Origin of the sequence: Bradyrhizobium sp. WYCCWR 12699, from assembly GCF_032144035.1 — a bacterium.
Lineage (GTDB): Bacteria > Pseudomonadota > Alphaproteobacteria > Rhizobiales > Xanthobacteraceae > Bradyrhizobium.
The window spans coordinates 226892-241598 of record NZ_JAVTJN010000001.1; the positions used below are offsets into that span (position 1 = coordinate 226892).

17 protein-coding genes are annotated in these 14707 nt (G+C 65.5%); all 17 read left to right on the forward strand.

What is annotated here, in order from left to right; all coding sequences use genetic code 11:
- Window positions 1-5 precede the first annotated feature (5 nt).
- The 17 genes from RPS27_RS01125 to RPS27_RS01205 all read left to right on the forward strand — a co-directional run bounded on the left by RPS27_RS01125 (window position 6) and on the right by RPS27_RS01205 (window position 14589).
- Entirely contained in the window at window positions 6-1313 is a 1308-nt protein-coding gene (locus tag RPS27_RS01125; RefSeq protein WP_212067301.1) for a MotB family protein, read from the forward strand.
- The gene (locus RPS27_RS01130) at window positions 1310-2488 is read left to right on the forward strand and encodes a chemotaxis protein (RefSeq protein WP_212067300.1); all 1179 of its coding nucleotides are present in this window, start codon (window positions 1310-1312) and stop codon (window positions 2486-2488) included. The genes RPS27_RS01125 and RPS27_RS01130 overlap by 4 nt, the downstream gene beginning before the upstream one ends.
- The gene (locus RPS27_RS01135) at window positions 2485-3819 is read left to right on the forward strand and encodes a flagellar hook-length control protein FliK (RefSeq protein WP_313753845.1); all 1335 of its coding nucleotides are present in this window, start codon (window positions 2485-2487) and stop codon (window positions 3817-3819) included. Before RPS27_RS01130 ends, RPS27_RS01135 begins: the two co-directional genes overlap by 4 nt.
- Entirely contained in the window at window positions 3770-4351 is a 582-nt protein-coding gene (locus RPS27_RS01140) for a transglycosylase SLT domain-containing protein (protein WP_212067298.1), read from the forward strand. The genes RPS27_RS01135 and RPS27_RS01140 overlap by 50 nt, the downstream gene beginning before the upstream one ends.
- Before the next feature lie 120 nt (window positions 4352-4471).
- A complete protein-coding gene (locus RPS27_RS01145) occupies window positions 4472-5701 on the forward strand; it encodes a flagellar hook protein FlgE (protein ID WP_212067297.1) in 1230 nt (409 codons plus the stop codon).
- A gap of 34 nt (window positions 5702-5735) precedes the next feature.
- Window positions 5736-7214 (forward strand): flagellar hook-associated protein FlgK, encoded by a 1479-nt coding sequence (gene flgK / locus RPS27_RS01150; protein WP_212067296.1) that lies wholly within the window; start codon window positions 5736-5738, stop codon window positions 7212-7214.
- 3 nt (window positions 7215-7217) lie between these two features.
- Window positions 7218-8264: a flagellar hook-associated family protein gene (locus RPS27_RS01155; protein ID WP_194404166.1), complete on the forward strand. Its 1047-nt coding sequence runs from the start codon at window positions 7218-7220 to the stop codon at window positions 8262-8264.
- 54 nt (window positions 8265-8318) lie between these two features.
- Entirely contained in the window at window positions 8319-8663 is a 345-nt protein-coding gene (gene flaF / locus RPS27_RS01160; RefSeq protein WP_167767411.1) for a flagellar biosynthesis regulator FlaF, read from the forward strand.
- A complete protein-coding gene (gene flbT, locus RPS27_RS01165) occupies window positions 8663-9073 on the forward strand; it encodes a flagellar biosynthesis repressor FlbT (RefSeq protein WP_194404164.1) in 411 nt (136 codons plus the stop codon). The genes flaF and flbT overlap by 1 nt, the downstream gene beginning before the upstream one ends.
- 14 nt (window positions 9074-9087) lie before the next feature.
- Window positions 9088-9507: a flagellar hook assembly protein FlgD gene (gene flgD, locus RPS27_RS01170; RefSeq protein WP_194404163.1), complete on the forward strand. Its 420-nt coding sequence runs from the start codon at window positions 9088-9090 to the stop codon at window positions 9505-9507.
- The gene (gene fliQ / locus RPS27_RS01175; protein ID WP_027572776.1) at window positions 9504-9770 is read left to right on the forward strand and encodes a flagellar biosynthesis protein FliQ; all 267 of its coding nucleotides are present in this window, start codon (window positions 9504-9506) and stop codon (window positions 9768-9770) included. Before flgD ends, fliQ begins: the two co-directional genes overlap by 4 nt.
- A 77-nt stretch (window positions 9771-9847) precedes the next feature.
- A complete protein-coding gene (flhA, locus tag RPS27_RS01180) occupies window positions 9848-11929 on the forward strand; it encodes a flagellar biosynthesis protein FlhA (protein WP_212067295.1) in 2082 nt (693 codons plus the stop codon).
- Complete coding sequence (fliR, locus tag RPS27_RS01185; RefSeq protein ID WP_212067294.1) at window positions 11926-12678, forward strand: flagellar biosynthesis protein FliR; 753 nt, start codon at window positions 11926-11928, stop codon at window positions 12676-12678. The genes flhA and fliR overlap by 4 nt, the downstream gene beginning before the upstream one ends.
- A gap of 6 nt (window positions 12679-12684) precedes the next feature.
- A complete protein-coding gene (locus tag RPS27_RS01190; RefSeq protein WP_211416103.1) occupies window positions 12685-13104 on the forward strand; it encodes a hypothetical protein in 420 nt (139 codons plus the stop codon).
- A complete protein-coding gene (locus tag RPS27_RS01195; RefSeq protein ID WP_212067293.1) occupies window positions 13101-13580 on the forward strand; it encodes a rod-binding protein in 480 nt (159 codons plus the stop codon). Before RPS27_RS01190 ends, RPS27_RS01195 begins: the two co-directional genes overlap by 4 nt.
- 41 nt (window positions 13581-13621) lie before the next feature.
- Window positions 13622-14134 carry a flagellar biosynthesis protein FlgN gene (locus RPS27_RS01200; protein WP_212067292.1) on the forward strand — a complete coding sequence of 171 codons (513 nt, stop codon included), beginning with the start codon at window positions 13622-13624 and terminating at the stop codon, window positions 14132-14134.
- Complete coding sequence (locus RPS27_RS01205; protein WP_211416106.1) at window positions 14131-14589, forward strand: hypothetical protein; 459 nt, start codon at window positions 14131-14133, stop codon at window positions 14587-14589. Before RPS27_RS01200 ends, RPS27_RS01205 begins: the two co-directional genes overlap by 4 nt.
- Window positions 14590-14707: the final 118 nt, after the last annotated feature.

Below are 14707 nucleotides of genomic sequence, written 5' to 3' on the forward strand. Positions count from 1 at the left end.
CCGCCATGGAAGAGGTCAAGCATGAGCTCGTGATCGTCCGCCGGCGCAGCGCCTTCGCCGAGGAGGCGCATCATGGCGGCGTCTGGAAGATCGCCTACGCGGACTTCATGACCGCGATGATGGCCTTCTTCCTGGTCATGTGGCTGCTCAACGCGCTCAACCAGGACCAGAAGCAGGTGGTCGCGAGCTATTTCAACCCGATCCAGCTCGCGGAAAATGCCCCCGCGCCGAAGGGCCTGAAGAATCTCTCCAAGAAGGAGCCGACGTCGTTCGAAGGCCAGGACGGCAAGCGTCAGCCGGCCGGCTCGAACGAAGAACGTCGCGGTGACTCGCCGACGATCGAGAAGCCGGCCTCCTTTGAAGAGAAGGTCCTGTTCCGTGATCCCTATGCGACGCTCGCGGAGATCGCGAACAGCGCGAACCAGTCCTCGGGACAGCGGCGCGTCGGTGCGCTGACGTCCGCCGAAGAGGAAGGCCTCAAGGGCGGCGACGCCTACCGTGACCCTTTTGACCCCGGTTATTGGAAGCTGGCGCCGCAAGCGTCCAAGGACGCCGATCGCATGATAGAGAGCGAGCCCAGGCCGAATGCGGCGCGCGACGCCGTGCCCGCGACCAATCAGGGCGAGCAGGCACGTCGTGCCAAGACCGACGATGCCGGCGGAAGCGTTGCACCGAGCGCGGATGCGCCGTCCGCAAACCTGTCGCCCCTGCTGCCGCCGGGGCCCGCGCCGGCGCAATCGCCCCGCGAAGGCAGCGCCCAAACCACCGTTCAACCCAACGCCACTGCACAGGCGCGCCAGAGCGATGCGGCGAAGGAGAGCGAACCGCGCGATGCGGCCCAGACTCAGCAGCCGACCATCAAGCAGTTGCAGTCCGCGATCGCGGACGCGCTGTCGGACGTCAAGGCGGGCGCAGGACCGGCGGCCGAGGTGCGTCAGGTCGAGGAGGGTCTCCTGATCAGCCTGACCGACGATGCAAGCTTCGGCATGTTCGCGGTCGGCTCGGCCGAGCCGCGGCCCGAGCTGATCCGCGTGATCGACAAGATCGGGCCGCTGCTGACGAAACGCCAGGGCGTGATCATCGTCCGCGGCCATACCGACAATCGGCCGTATCGTTCGGACACTTACGACAATTGGCGGCTGTCGACTGCGCGCGCCCAGATGGCCTATTACATGCTGGTTCGCTCCGGCGTCGACGCGCAGCGGATCGAGCATGTCGAAGGCTACGCCGATCGGCGGCCGAAGCTTCCGAACGATCCGGCGGCCGCGCAGAACCGCCGGATCGAGATCCTGCTCCGAGAGAAGCGCCCTTGATCAGGCCGTTGCTCTGCGCCGCTCTGCTGCTCCTGCCGTTCACGGCGGCGAACGTGCTGGCCCAGTCCGCGCGCCAGCCGGGCGAGCCCTATGAACTCGTCCGCGCATTGCAGGCGGTGCAGGACGGCATCGCCAACGGCGACACAGCCGCGCATGGCAGCCACATCGCGCTGATCCGGCAGGTCGGTGAGAAATTTCTCGCCGCCGATCCTGCCGTGTGGAGCAATCCGCAGAACAGCCAGGCTGTCGTCATCTACCTGCTCAGCGGCGGCGCGCCGCAAATCGTCCGCAAGCTGCCGCGCGACAAGATGAGCGTGGACGAGCGGCTGTTCAACGGCGCGCTCGCCTATGTCGAGGGGCGTCAGGAGGAAGCGCGGGAGCTGCTCAAGGACGTCAAGCCGCGGACGCTGTCCTCGGGCCTCGGCGGACAGGTCGCGCTGGTGCAGGGCGCGTTGTTCGCGCGTTCCGAAGCATCGCTCGCGATCGAGCGGCTGGATGACGCGCGCCTGCTGCTGCCCGGAACGCTGGTGGAGGAGGCGGCGCTGCGGCGCGAGATCCTGCTGGTCGGGCAGGCGGAGGACTTCGACAAGTTCGAGTTCCTGACGCTGGCCTATCTGCGCCACTACCGCAACTCGATCTATGCCGGCGATTTCTGGCAGCGCTTCTCCAGTGGCCTGACGCAATCGAGCCTGGCGCTCGACGAGCGCCGCTTCGCGCGGATCGCCGCCATGCTGGAGCAGATCGATCGCGCGAGCCGCCTCAAGCTCTATCTCGTGATAGCGCGCGCCGCGATGGTGCGCGGGCAGCTCGGCGTGACGCGGCTTGCCGGCGAGCGGGCGCTGGCGCTCAGCGCCGACGCGTCCGCGGAGCGCGAGCGGGCGCATTTCTTCCGCGGCGCCGCGCGGGCGCTCACCGACGAATATGACGGCGGTCTCGCTGAGCTGAAGGCACTCGACCGGTCGAAGCTGCCCGAGCGCGACGTTCCGCTTCTGAACGCCACGCTGCAGCTCGCGCTCGACATGCGCAAGCCGTTCCCCAGCGGATCCGCCACTGCCGCCGACAAGCCTCCGGCAACGCCGGCGCGTCTCGATCTGGCGTCGTCGACCGTGATGCTTGCGCGCGCGAAGAAGCAGCTGGGCGAACTCGAACTCCTTACCAGGGACCGCCGTCCATGACCAAGCTCAATGGAACATCCGGACAGCTCTTTTCGAGCCTCGCCGAGAGCCTCAACATCCGTGGGTCGTCACGCGGGACGAAGAGCGCGGGGGCCAAGTCCCAGGCGGGCTCCTCGTTCAACGATCTGCTCCATACCGTCTCGAACCTTGCCAAGCAGGCCCTGAAAGACGACGGCAGCGATACGACCGCGAAGGCCGCAACGCTGCGCCCGCATCTGGCGCATCCGACCTCGAAGGAAAAGAAGGACGCCTCGGTGCACGAGCTCACGGTGGCGTCGGAGCGACCAGAGCCCACGGAGGATGCTTCCGACGAGAAGGTCGACAGGCTAACGGAGAAACACCGTCCGATCGATCATGCCGCCAAGGCGGATGTTCAGGACCCATCGGGCACTGCCGTGGTGGTCGGGCAGGAAATCGCAGCCGCGCCTGCCGTGAAGCCGCAGATGCAATCGCAGGCCGCGGAGAAGGACGCGCCGGCGCGCGAGGAGCGGTCCTCCACGACGAAGCGTGAGGTTCAGGGCGCGGGGAAGGCGGCGGCAGCCGATACCGCCCCATCCAATGTCACCCCGGCCGCCGCGCGCGCGCAGGCCGCGGCACCACAAGCGGCGGCCGCGCCGCAATCCTTGCCTGCACAGGACAGTGAGCCGTCAGGCGCGATGCCCGCGACGCCGGGCTTCGAGGCGGTCTCGGCCAATGTCGAGCGCGCCGCCAAGGCCGCGGGGCGTGATGCATTGCCCGAGACGACCAAGGTCACCGTGGTTCAGCAGGAGACCCATCTGCCACCCGCGCAGTTCAATGCCCCGCAGCAGGTCGCCAATGCGGTCGTCACTGAGCTGAAGGACTCCGCCGGCCCCGCAGCGCCCGATCTCGCGGCGTCCCAGACCAGTGCGCCGGATCAGCCGCTCAAGATCCTGACGATCAATCTCGAGCCGCCAGCGCTCGGCAACGTCACCATGCGCCTTCGCCTCGTCGGCACCGAAGTGTCCATCCATCTTGCGGCCGAGCGCAGGGACACCAGCCAGATGCTCGACCAGCAGCGCGACCAGATCCGCGATCTCATGCAGTCGGCGGGCTACGTCGCCGATGTCGCGCCGGTCCAGCACGGCTCGCTGGACGGATTCCAGAGCGGCTCCGGCCAGTCGCAGCCGCAGCTCCCAAGCCAGCAACAGCCCTCGTCGCAGTCGCAAGGCACGTTCGACAGTGGCGGCACGTCGTCGGGGCAGTCCGACGGCGGCGCGAGACAGGCCCGGCAGGAGCGCCAGTCCAATCAGGAGACGCGTCATGATCAGGAATTGGGCCAGCCGAATCGTCGCGGCCCTGTTTATCTGTAACGTCGGTGCTGCGGCGGCGGCGACCGACAACGCGCGCCCCTGCGAGCGCGAGATGGCGCGCGCGGCCCAGCAGCACGGGATTCCGCTCGGCATTCTCTATGCGGTCGGCCTCACCGAGACCGGACGGCGCGGCGCGCTCCATCCCTACGCGCTCGGCGCCGACGGCCAGACGGTGTTCGCCAAGGACATGAACGATGCGATGGCGAATTTCGAGGCGATGCGGGGCAAGGGGATCAAGTTGATCGACCTCGGCTGCATGCAGATCAACCACTATTATCACGGCGACAAGTTCGCTTCGGTGCGGGCGATGTTCGACCCCGCCAGAAACGTCGATTATGCCGCGCGTTTCCTCAAGGAGCTGAAGCAGCGCGAGGGCAGCTGGACCATGGCGGTCGCGCGCTACAATGCCGGCCCCAACAATCAGCTCGCGCAGAAGCGCTACGTCTGTCACATCGTCGCTCATCTCGTCTCGAGCGGCTTCGGCGCCTGGACCGACAAGGCGCGCACCTTCTGTCAGCCGAAAGCAACCTGACGTGAGGGCTTGAGGCAACAAGCGTCGGCACGACGACAAGTTGTGCATCGTTCCCAATCATCAGCCCCGCGCAAGCAAGAACCCGCATTGTAGCTGCAACCTACCAAAGGAGCCCCCTTCATGAGCCTGTATGGTGTTATGCGGACCGGCGTTTCCGGAATGAACGCGCAGTCCAACAAGCTGTCGACGGTCTCGGACAACATCGCCAACGTCAACACGACCGGCTACAAGCGGGCTTCCACCGAATTCTCCTCGCTGATCCTGAAGAGCGGATCCGGCAATTACGATTCGGGCGCGGTCGAGACCTCGGTCCGCTATGCCATCTCCGACGCCGGCAACTACCATTTCACGACCTCGACGACGGATCTCGCGGTCCAGGGCAACGGCTTCTTCGTCGTACAGGATGCGAACGGAAATAACTTCCTCACCCGCGCCGGCGCCTTCGTGCCCGACAACACCGGCAACCTCGTCGACACCGCCGGCTTCCAGCTGATGGGCTACAACATCGCGAACGGTGCCGTCCCTAACGTCGCTGCCAACGGCTTCGGCGGTCTCCAGGTCATCAACGTCAACCAGATGGCGCTGCAGGCCGCGCCGTCGACCAAGGCGACCGTGGCCGCCAATCTCGATCCGAGCGCAACCGCGATCGCAGCGCCGGCAGGGCCCGCCAACTACACGTCGAAGACGTCGATGGTGACCTACGACAACATCGGCAACGCCGTGACGCTCGACGTCTACGCCGCCAAGACCGGCGCCAACACCTGGGACATCCAGGTCTACAACGGCGCGACGGCACTGACGACAGCCGGCCCCGCGACCACCTTCACCTTCGACGTCACCGCCACCGGTAAAGGCAAGCTGGCCGCGGCGAGCCCAACGGCGCTCTCGGTCGCCATCCCCGGCGGTTCCGCGGCCTTCAATATCGACCTGTCGGCGATGACCCAGGTCGCCGCCGCCTTCGACTTCAAGGCGACGGTCGACGGCAACGCTCCGTCCTCGGTCGAGAAGGTCAACATCGACGACAAGGGCATCGTCACCGCCGTGCTCAAGAACGGCACCACGCTGCCGAGCTTCCAGATCGCGCTCGCTACCGTGCCGAGCCCGGACCATCTGACGCCCGAGGTCGGCAACGTCTATTCGCCGAACCTGGAGTCAGGAAACGTGCAGGTCGGCCTCGCCGGCCAGGGCGGTCTCGGCACCGTCAAGTCCGGTGCGCTGGAAGATTCAAACGTCGATCTCGCGGACGAGCTGACCTCGATGATCGAGGCCCAGCGCGGCTTCACCGCGAACTCGAAATCGTTCCAGACCGGCGCCGACCTGCTGGACGTCGTCGTCAACCTGAAGCGCTGAACTCTTCAGCGCTCGTTTCGGGCAAGGGCACGTCATGTCCATTACCGCCGCTCTCAACTCCGCCCGCTCCTCGCTCATGGCGTCGGGCATCCAGTCGGCGACGATCTCGCGCAACATCGCCGGGGCCAGCGCCCCCGGCTATTCGCGCAAGCTCACCATGCTGGACAATCTGCCCGGCACCGGTGTCTATGTCGCGGCGATCCAGCGCGCGGCGTCTTCGGGCCTCTATTCCAACGTCCTCACCGCGACGTCATCGTCCGCCAAGCAGAGCGTGATCTATGACGGCCTGCAGAAGATCGCGGCCGCGACGGTGGACGATCCCGAGCTCGAACAGTCGCCGACCGCCCAGCTCAACAAGCTGAAACAGGCGCTGCAGCAATACGCCAACTCGACCGACAATGCGACCCTGGCGCAATCCGCCGTGACCTCGGCCAAGGACATGGTGACCGCGCTCAACCAGGCCACCAAGACGGTGCAGTCGGTCCGCGAGGGAGCGGACGTCGACATGGCGACGTCGGTCGCCAACATCAATCAGCTGCTGACCCAGTTCCAGACGGTCAACACCACGATCGTGAAGGGCACGATCACCGGCGACGACGTCACCGACTATCTCGACCAGCGCGACAGCATCGTCTCGAAGCTGTCGCAGGAGGTCGGCGTCACCATGTCGCTCCGTCCCAATGGCGACGCGGCGCTCTACACCGACAGTGGCGTCGTGCTGTTCGACAAGTCGGCGCGCACCGTGAGCTTTGCGCCGACCAACGCCTACACAGCCGGCACCACCGGCAACGCCGTCTTCATCGACGGTGTGCCCGTGACCGGTGCCAATTCCGTCATGCCGCTCAAGTCCGGCAAGCTCGCCGGCTTGGCCCAGCTGCGCGACCAGGACACGGTCACGTACCAGAGCCAGCTCGACGAAATCGCGCGCGGCCTGATCGACACCTTCAAGGAAAGCGATCAATCGGCCGTTCCGACGCTGGCAGACAGGCCCGGCCTCTTCACCTATCCCGGCGCGCCCGCGATGCCCGCGAGCGCCACGATCTCGGTCGGCCTCGCCGGCTTGATCTCGGTCGCCGCGTCGGTCGACCCGGCCGCGGGCGGCAATCCCAACCTTCTGCGCGACGGCGCGATCAGCGGCAACCCTGCCTTCAACTACAACACGACCGGCAACGCCGGCTTCTCGACCCGCCTGCATCAGCTCATCGACAACATGAACGCGTCGCAGCCCTTCGACGTCACGGCCCAGGGCAAGCCGAGCGGCAGCGTGATCGAGTTCGCGTCGTCATCGGCGAGCTGGATCGAAAGCCATCGCAAGACCGCTGACGACAACGTCAAGTACCAGAACACGCTGCTCGACCGCAGCACCGCGGCGTTGTCCAACGTCGCCGGTGTCAACATGGACGACGAGATGTCGTTGATGCTCCAGGTCGAGCGCACCTATTCGGCGTCGTCGAAGATCATTTCGACCGTCGACGAGATGTTGCAGAGCCTGCTGGCCGCCGTGGGGAACTAAGTCATGATGAGCGCGAACTACATCTCGACCCTGATGCTGTCGTCGTCGTTGAGGTCGTCGATCACGAACAACCAGAGCGCGCTGACCAAGGCCTCGAAGGAGGCGACTACCGGCCGTTTCGCCGATGTCGGCCTCGAGCTCGGCACGGGAACGGGCCGCGACGTGGCGCTGCGGGCCGATTTCAACTTCGCCGATCAGCTGGTCGACACCAACGAGCTGGTGGCGGGGCGGCTCGATGTGACCCAGAACCGGATCACGCAGCTCGGCAAGACCGCGTCGGACTTCCTCAAGAATTTGATCGCGGCCCGCGACGCCGACAGCGGCGCGAAAATCATCCTGCCGAGCGCGTCCGCGAACCTTCAGGACCTCATTGGCGCGCTCAACGTCTCCTACAACGGGTCGTACCTGTTCGGCGGCATCAACACGCAGACCGTGCCGGTCACGAGCTACACGGCCGGCTCGGCCAGCAAGAACCAGGTCGACGCGGACTTCCTGGCGACGTTCGGCTTCTCGCAGTCCGCACCGGGCGTGAGCACGATCACGCCGGCGCAGATGCAGAATTTCCTCGACAACGTCCTCGATCCCGAGTTTGCAAGCCCGGCCTGGAACACCAATTGGTCGGCGGCCACGGACCAGACGCTGTCGAGCCGCATCTCCACGACCGAGGTCGTCGACAGCTCGGTCAGCGCCAACCAGCCCGGCTTCCGCAAGCTGGCCGAGGCCTACACCATGCTCACCGACCTCGGCAACACCAGCCTGAGCAAGGACACGTTCCAGGTCGTCGTCGACAAGGCCATCAGTCTCGTCAGCGGCGCGATCAATGATCTCGCCGTGCTCGGCGGCACCGTCGGCTCGATCCAGCAGCGGGTCACCGGTGCATCCGAGAAGCTGAAGATCCAGAAGGACATCCTCAACAACCAGATCGTCCAGATGGAGGCTGTCGATCCGACCGAGGCCTCGGTCCGGGTCAATACCCTGCAGACCCAGATCAAGACGGCGCTCGCGCTGACCTCGCAGCTCCAGCAGATCAGCCTCATCAACTATCTCTGAGTTGGGCTCGCGACCTTTGTCCTGTTTTTCGATCTCCTGCGCAGAGTGGTTCTGATGACGTTTGAAGCCTATGAAGCGGTCGTCGACGAGAGTGGCTTTGAAGCACGCGGCCGCGAACGGCAGGCGCTCAGCCTCGGCATCGACCGGCTCGAACGACTCCAGAAGGGGCGCTTCAGCCTCGAGGATCTGGTCGAGAGCCTGCTCTACGTCCGGCGCTTGTGGACGATCTTCATCGAGGACCTCTCGCACCCGGAAAACGGGCTGCCGGACAAGCTGCGCGCCGACATCATCTCGATCGGCCTCTGGGTGGTCAAGGAAGCCGATCGCCTTCGCGAGGAGCGATCGAACGACGTGATGCAGCTCATCGAAATCAACCGCCTGATCCGAGACGCCCTTTGATGAAAGTCTCCTTGCGGGCGGGCGAACGCATCTACATCAACGGCGCGGTGCTGCGCGTGGACCGCAAGGTCTCCGTCGAGCTCGTCAACGACGTGATGTTCCTGCTGGAAGGGCAGGTCATGCAGGCCTCCGACGCCACCACGGCGTTGCGGCAGCTCTATTTCATCGTCCAGCTCATGCTGATGAACCCGACCGACATCCGTGACGCCGCGGCGCTCTATGCGCAGCATCATGCGGCCCTACGTGCCGTGTGCGAGAGCCGCGAGATGCTGGAGGGGCTTGGTGCGGTCGACGAGCTGGTCGAGGCGACCCGTTACTTCGAAGCGCTCAAGCGGATCCGGGCCCTGTTCCCGGTCGAGCAGGCCATCCTGGCCGGCGCCGTACCCATTTCCCCCGTCGAAGCTGCCTGACAGCGGAGAGACACATGAACGTCACAGGCGTGACCGACACGACCGGCAAGTCCAATGCGACCGACCAGACCACGACGACGTCCAGCAACAGCGTCGACTACAATACGTTTCTTCAGCTCCTCATCGCCGAGATGAAGAACCAGGATCCGACCAATCCGATGGATACCTCGCAATATATGAGCCAGTTCGCCCAGCTCTCGACGGTCGAGCAGGCGATGCAGACCAATTCGAAGCTGGACGCGCTGCTGTCGTCGCAGTCGTTGTCGCAGGCCAACGGCCTGATCGGGAAGACCGTCAGCTTCACCGACTCGACCGGCGCCAGCTTCAGCGGCAAGGTCGTTTCGGTCGCCATCAACAGTGACGGCTCCATCGCGACCCTCCAGGACGGCACCAAGGTCGCGGTCGGGCCCGGCCTCACGATCAGCCAGTCATGAACGAACGCGACGCTCTCGACATCGTCCAGGCGGCGATCTGGACCATCATCGTCGCCTCCGGGCCAGCGGTCGGCGCCGCGATGCTGGTCGGCACCGTGATCGCGCTGATCCAGGCCCTGACCCAGATCCAGGAGGTGACGCTGACCTTCGTTCCGAAGATCATCGTCATCCTGCTGGTCGTCGCCGTCTCCGGCTCCTTCATCGGCGCGCATCTCTCGACCTTCACCGAGATGGTCTATTCGCGGATCGAGCACGGCTTCTGATCCGCGAGGCGTCTGCCACCACCCTCGCGTAAGCTTTGCACGGCAGATTGCGAACCGGACTCCTCTGCCGGTGACCCATGGCCGATACGTTAGCTGCTAGCCTGCCGACCCCACGAAGATTGGGGGCCGACGCCTTTTTTGCCGGCGGCATCGTGGCCATGCTCACGATTCTGTTCCTGCCGATCCCACCGATCCTGATCGACCTTGGCCTGGCGTTCTCGATCGCGCTGTCGGCACTGATCCTGATGGTCGCGCTGTGGATCCAGCGACCGCTCGATTTCTCCGCCTTTCCGACCGTGCTGCTGATCGCGACGATCCTGCGCCTCGCGCTGAACGTCGCGACCACCCGCCTGATCCTGTCGCGCGGCGGCGAGGGCGAGCAGGCCGCCGGCCACGTCGTCGCCGGCTTCTCCAAGTTCGTGATGGGCGGCGATTTCGTTATCGGCCTGATCATCTTCGCCATCCTGGTCACGGTGAACTTCGTCGTGATCACCAAGGGCGCGACGCGTATCGCCGAAGTCGGCGCGCGTTTCACCCTCGATGCCATCCCCGGCAAGCAGATGGCGATCGACGCCGATCTGTCGGCGGGCCTGATCGACGACAAGGAAGCCCAACGCCGGCGCCGCGAGCTCGAGGAGGAAAGCGCGTTCTTCGGCGCCATGGACGGCGCCTCGAAATTCGTCCGCGGCGACGCCATCGCCGGTCTGATCATCACGGCGATCAACATTTTCGGCGGCATCATCATCGGCGTCACCCATCACGGGCTGACCCTGTCGCGTGCCGCCGACGTCTATACCAAACTCTCCGTCGGCGACGGTCTGGTGTCGCAGATGCCGGCACTGATCGTGTCGCTGTCCGCGGGCCTGCTGGTCTCCAAGGGCGGCACCAGGGGGTCGGCGGAGCAGGCCGTGCTGCGGCAGCTCAGCGGCTACCCGCGCGCGGTATCGGCTGCCGCGCTGATGATGTTCGTGCTCGCGTTGATGCCGGGGCTGCCGTTGGCGCCTTTCGTTGCGCTGGGCGGCGTCATGGCCTTCGTCGGCTACTCGCTGCCGAGGCGGCAGGCGGCGCAGGAGCGCAAGGAGGCGGCCCTCAAGGCCGACGAGCGCGCCCAGGCCGAGGCCAAGGAATCCGTCAAGGAGCAGCTCAAGACCGCCGAAATCGAACTGGCGCTCGGCGGTCACCTTTCGGTTCATCTCCTGGGCTCGCGCACCGAGCTTGCGCATCGTGTGGCCAAGATACGCAAGAAGTTCGCCAAGCAGTACGGCTTCGTCATTCCCGAGATCAAGCTCACCGACAATCTCTCGATCGATCCCAAGAGCTACCAGATCCGGATCCACGACACGCGCGTCGCCCATGGCGAGCTCAGGCTCGGCGAAGTGCTCGTGCTGGTCGACAAGGACGGCAAGCCAGACGTGCCCGGCGAGGAGGTGATCGAGCCCGCTTTCGGCATGAAGGCGCTCTGGGTCACGGAGGCCTTCACCGACGAGGTCAAGCGGCAGGGCTGCAAGCCGGTCGACAACCTGTCGGTGCTGCTCACGCATTTGAGCGAAGTGCTCAGGGCGAACCTCGCCCAGCTCCTGTCCTACAAGGACATGCGTGCGCTGCTCGACCGGCTCGATCCCGAGTACAAGCGCCTGGTCGAGGATCTCTGCCCCTCGCAAATCTCCTATTCGGGCCTGCTGGCGATCCTGAAGATCCTGCTGGCCGAGCGGGTCTCCATTCGCAACCTCCACCTCATCCTGGAGGCGATCGCGGAGATCGCGCCCCATGTGCGGCGCTCCGAGCAGGTCGCCGAGCATGTGCGCACGCGGCTGGCCCAGCAGATCTGCGGCGACCTCTCCGACAACGGCGTGCTCAACGTCGTCCGTCTCGGCAACCGCTGGGATCTCGCGTTCCACCAGAGCCTGAAGCGCGACGCCAAGGGCGACGTCGTCGAGTTCGACGCCGATCCGCGCCTGATCGAGCAATTCGCGGCCGAAGCCAGCGCCGCGATCCGCAAGTTCACCGAGAACGGTACCAGCGTGGTGCTGGCAGTGACGCCCGAAGCGCGCCCCTATGTCCGGATGATCCTGGAACGGGTGTTCCCGACGCTGCCAATCCTGTCGCATGTCGAGGTCGCGCGCAGCGCGGAGATCAGGGCACTCGGAGCCATCTCGTGATCTCAGGCCTGGCCGACAACGTGCTGGTGACGTTCATCGTATTCTGCCGCATCGGCGCCTGCCTGATGCTGGTGCCCGGCTATTCCAGCGTCAACGTTCCGGCCCAGGTTCGCCTGTTCGTCGCGCTGGTCACGACCTTCGCGCTGGCGCCGATCCTGATCGCGGTCCTGAAGCCCCTCACGGACAACGCGGCGCCGCTGACGCTGGCGCTCCTGATCAGTTCGGAGCTCCTGGTCGGCAGCGTCATCGGGCTCGGCGGGCGGGTATTCTTCCTCGCGCTGCAGACCATGGCGACCGTGATGGCGAGCGCGATCGGCCTCAGCAACATCCCGGGCACGCCGGTTGCCGACAGCGATCCGGCGCCGGCGCTGGTGCCGCTGATCATGGTGTCCGTCACCACGCTGTTCTTCATGACCGACCAGCATTGGCAGGTCCTGCGCGGGCTGATGAATTCCTACGATGTCTGGCATCCCGGCGACCGGCTCGGCGGCGGCATGCCGCTCGACCAGCTGGTCGGGCGCTTGTCCGGAGCGTTCGTGCTGACGCTGCGGATCACCAGCCCCTTCATCGTCTATTCGGTGATCGTCAACCTGGCGGTCGGCCTGATCAACAAGCTGACGCCGGCCATTCCGGTCTATTTCATCTCCGTGCCCTTCGTGCTGTTCGGCGGCTTCCTGCTGCTCTACCTCACCAGCGACGAGCTGCTGACGCAATTCATGCTCGGCGTTTCGTCCTGGTTGGCGGAGTGAGCAGTGATGGCCTCGCGCGCGGACAAGCTCGGCCGGATGGTCTCGCTCGTGAAGCTGCAGCTCCGGCTGTCCGAATGGCAGCTTGCGCAGTTGCGACAGCAGGAGCGAGGCCTGCAGGACGAGCAGGAATGGCTGGTGGGCGCCTTGAACGACGGCAAGCCGCCGGCGGGCTCGTCGAGCGAATCGATCGCGCGGCGCCTGAACAGGACGAGCGTCGGTGCGCGCGCGGTTCAGGCGCAGGCCGCACAGCAGCTCGACCAGGTTCGCGCCGAGAACCGCCGCGTGAAGCAGCTCGAGGAAGTCGCGAAGGCGGCGCTGGCCGACAAGCTCCGAGACGCCGAGAAACGGGATCTCGAGGAGATGACGGGACTTAGCCCTGCCGTGCGCGCCTGGACGCCACGGCCAGCCAACCGGAACAAGACATGATCGTGACAGCGACACCCGACCTCGTCCTCGACGTCCTCGAGGCCGCCGATCCCGTGACGCAGCGCGCCGCGACCGCGAAGCTTGATGCGCTGAAATCTTCCAGTGCCGATTTCGCCACAACGATGGACGCGGAGGCCGGCAAGGCCGCGGCGGTAGCCGCCGATCAACCCGCGGCGAAGGTGGCCGCGGCGCAGTCGGACGCGGTGAACGGCGCGCCGGTTCGGGTGATCAAGGCGCCGGCATCCGGCGAGGTCTACCGGAAGTTCGAAGCCTTCATCCTCCAGACCTTCGTCGAGACGATGCTGCCGAAGGAATCGGAGGAGGTCTTCGGCAAGGGCACGGCCGGCGGCGTCTGGAAGTCGATGCTGGCGGAGCAGCTCGGCAACCAGCTGGCAAAGGGTAAGGGCATCGGCATCGCCGAGCGGCTCGCTGCCGCGCATCCGCCGGCACAGGACAATGCGGGCAAGGCGGGATGATGATCCGCGAATGGGGACAGAAGTTGAGGGGTGAAATTTCCATGCAGGTACAAGACAGCGCGGCGGCCATGGTGATCGAGCAGCCGGTCGCGGACATCGAGATGGTCACGACGGAAGGCGCAGCAGGCGATGCGCTGCTGCCCGTGCTGCTGCCGGTCGTGAGCAGCGAGCCCGCGGTCGACGGCGCCGATGTTGCGAGATCGGACGAGGTGCGCGGCCTCTTGGCTGCGATCCGCCGTCTCGAGAGCATCGTCGAGGAAGAGACGGTGGCGCTCACCACGGGGCAGAAGATCGATTTCGACGATTTCAGCGCGCGCAAGAGCCGCAGCATGCTCGAATTCGTCCGCCTGATGCGGGCGCGGATGCATCTCGGCGGCGAAGTCGAGGTCACCGAGGAGATTCAGCGGCTACGCGAAAAACTCGAGCGCAATCGGTCGGTCCTCGAAATGCACTATGACGCGGTGCGCGAGGTCGCTGGCATCATCGTCAAGGCGATCAAGGAGGCCGAGTCGGACGGCACCTATACCGGTCGCGCAGCGCAGGACGGAAAATGATCAGACTGGTGCTGGCCGGGCTCTGGGTATGCATCCTCACAGCGGGCACGAGCTATGCCGTGGCCTATTGGAAGGAAAACGGCAGCCTTCTGCCGGCCAAGGACGAATATCTCGACGGGCTGCAATACCAGAAGACGCGGGCCCTGAGCGTGCCCATGGTCGAGAACGGCAATGTGCAGGGCTATATCGTCGCGCGCTTCGTCTACACCATGGAGGCGCGGACCATGCACCAGCTCAACGTCCCGCCGGAGCCGTTCGTCGTCGACGAGGCCTTCCGCAGGATCTATGCCGATGACCGTCTCGACTTCAGGAAGCTCGCCCGTTACGACCTCTCCATTCTGACGACGGCCATCAAGCAGCGCGTCAACGAGCGGATGCAGGCTGACATCGTCCAGGACGTCCTTGTCGAGGACTTCAACTACGTCTCCAGGGAAGAATTCCAGCAGAAGCCGTAGCGCGCGCCGACTTGATGCCGGGTTGAGAGCATTTCCGTGCGGCCATCCTTCGAGACGCCCGCCGTTGGCGGGCCCTCAGGATGAGGGCCGGGTGCGTGGGGCGAGTTTCAACGAGCAC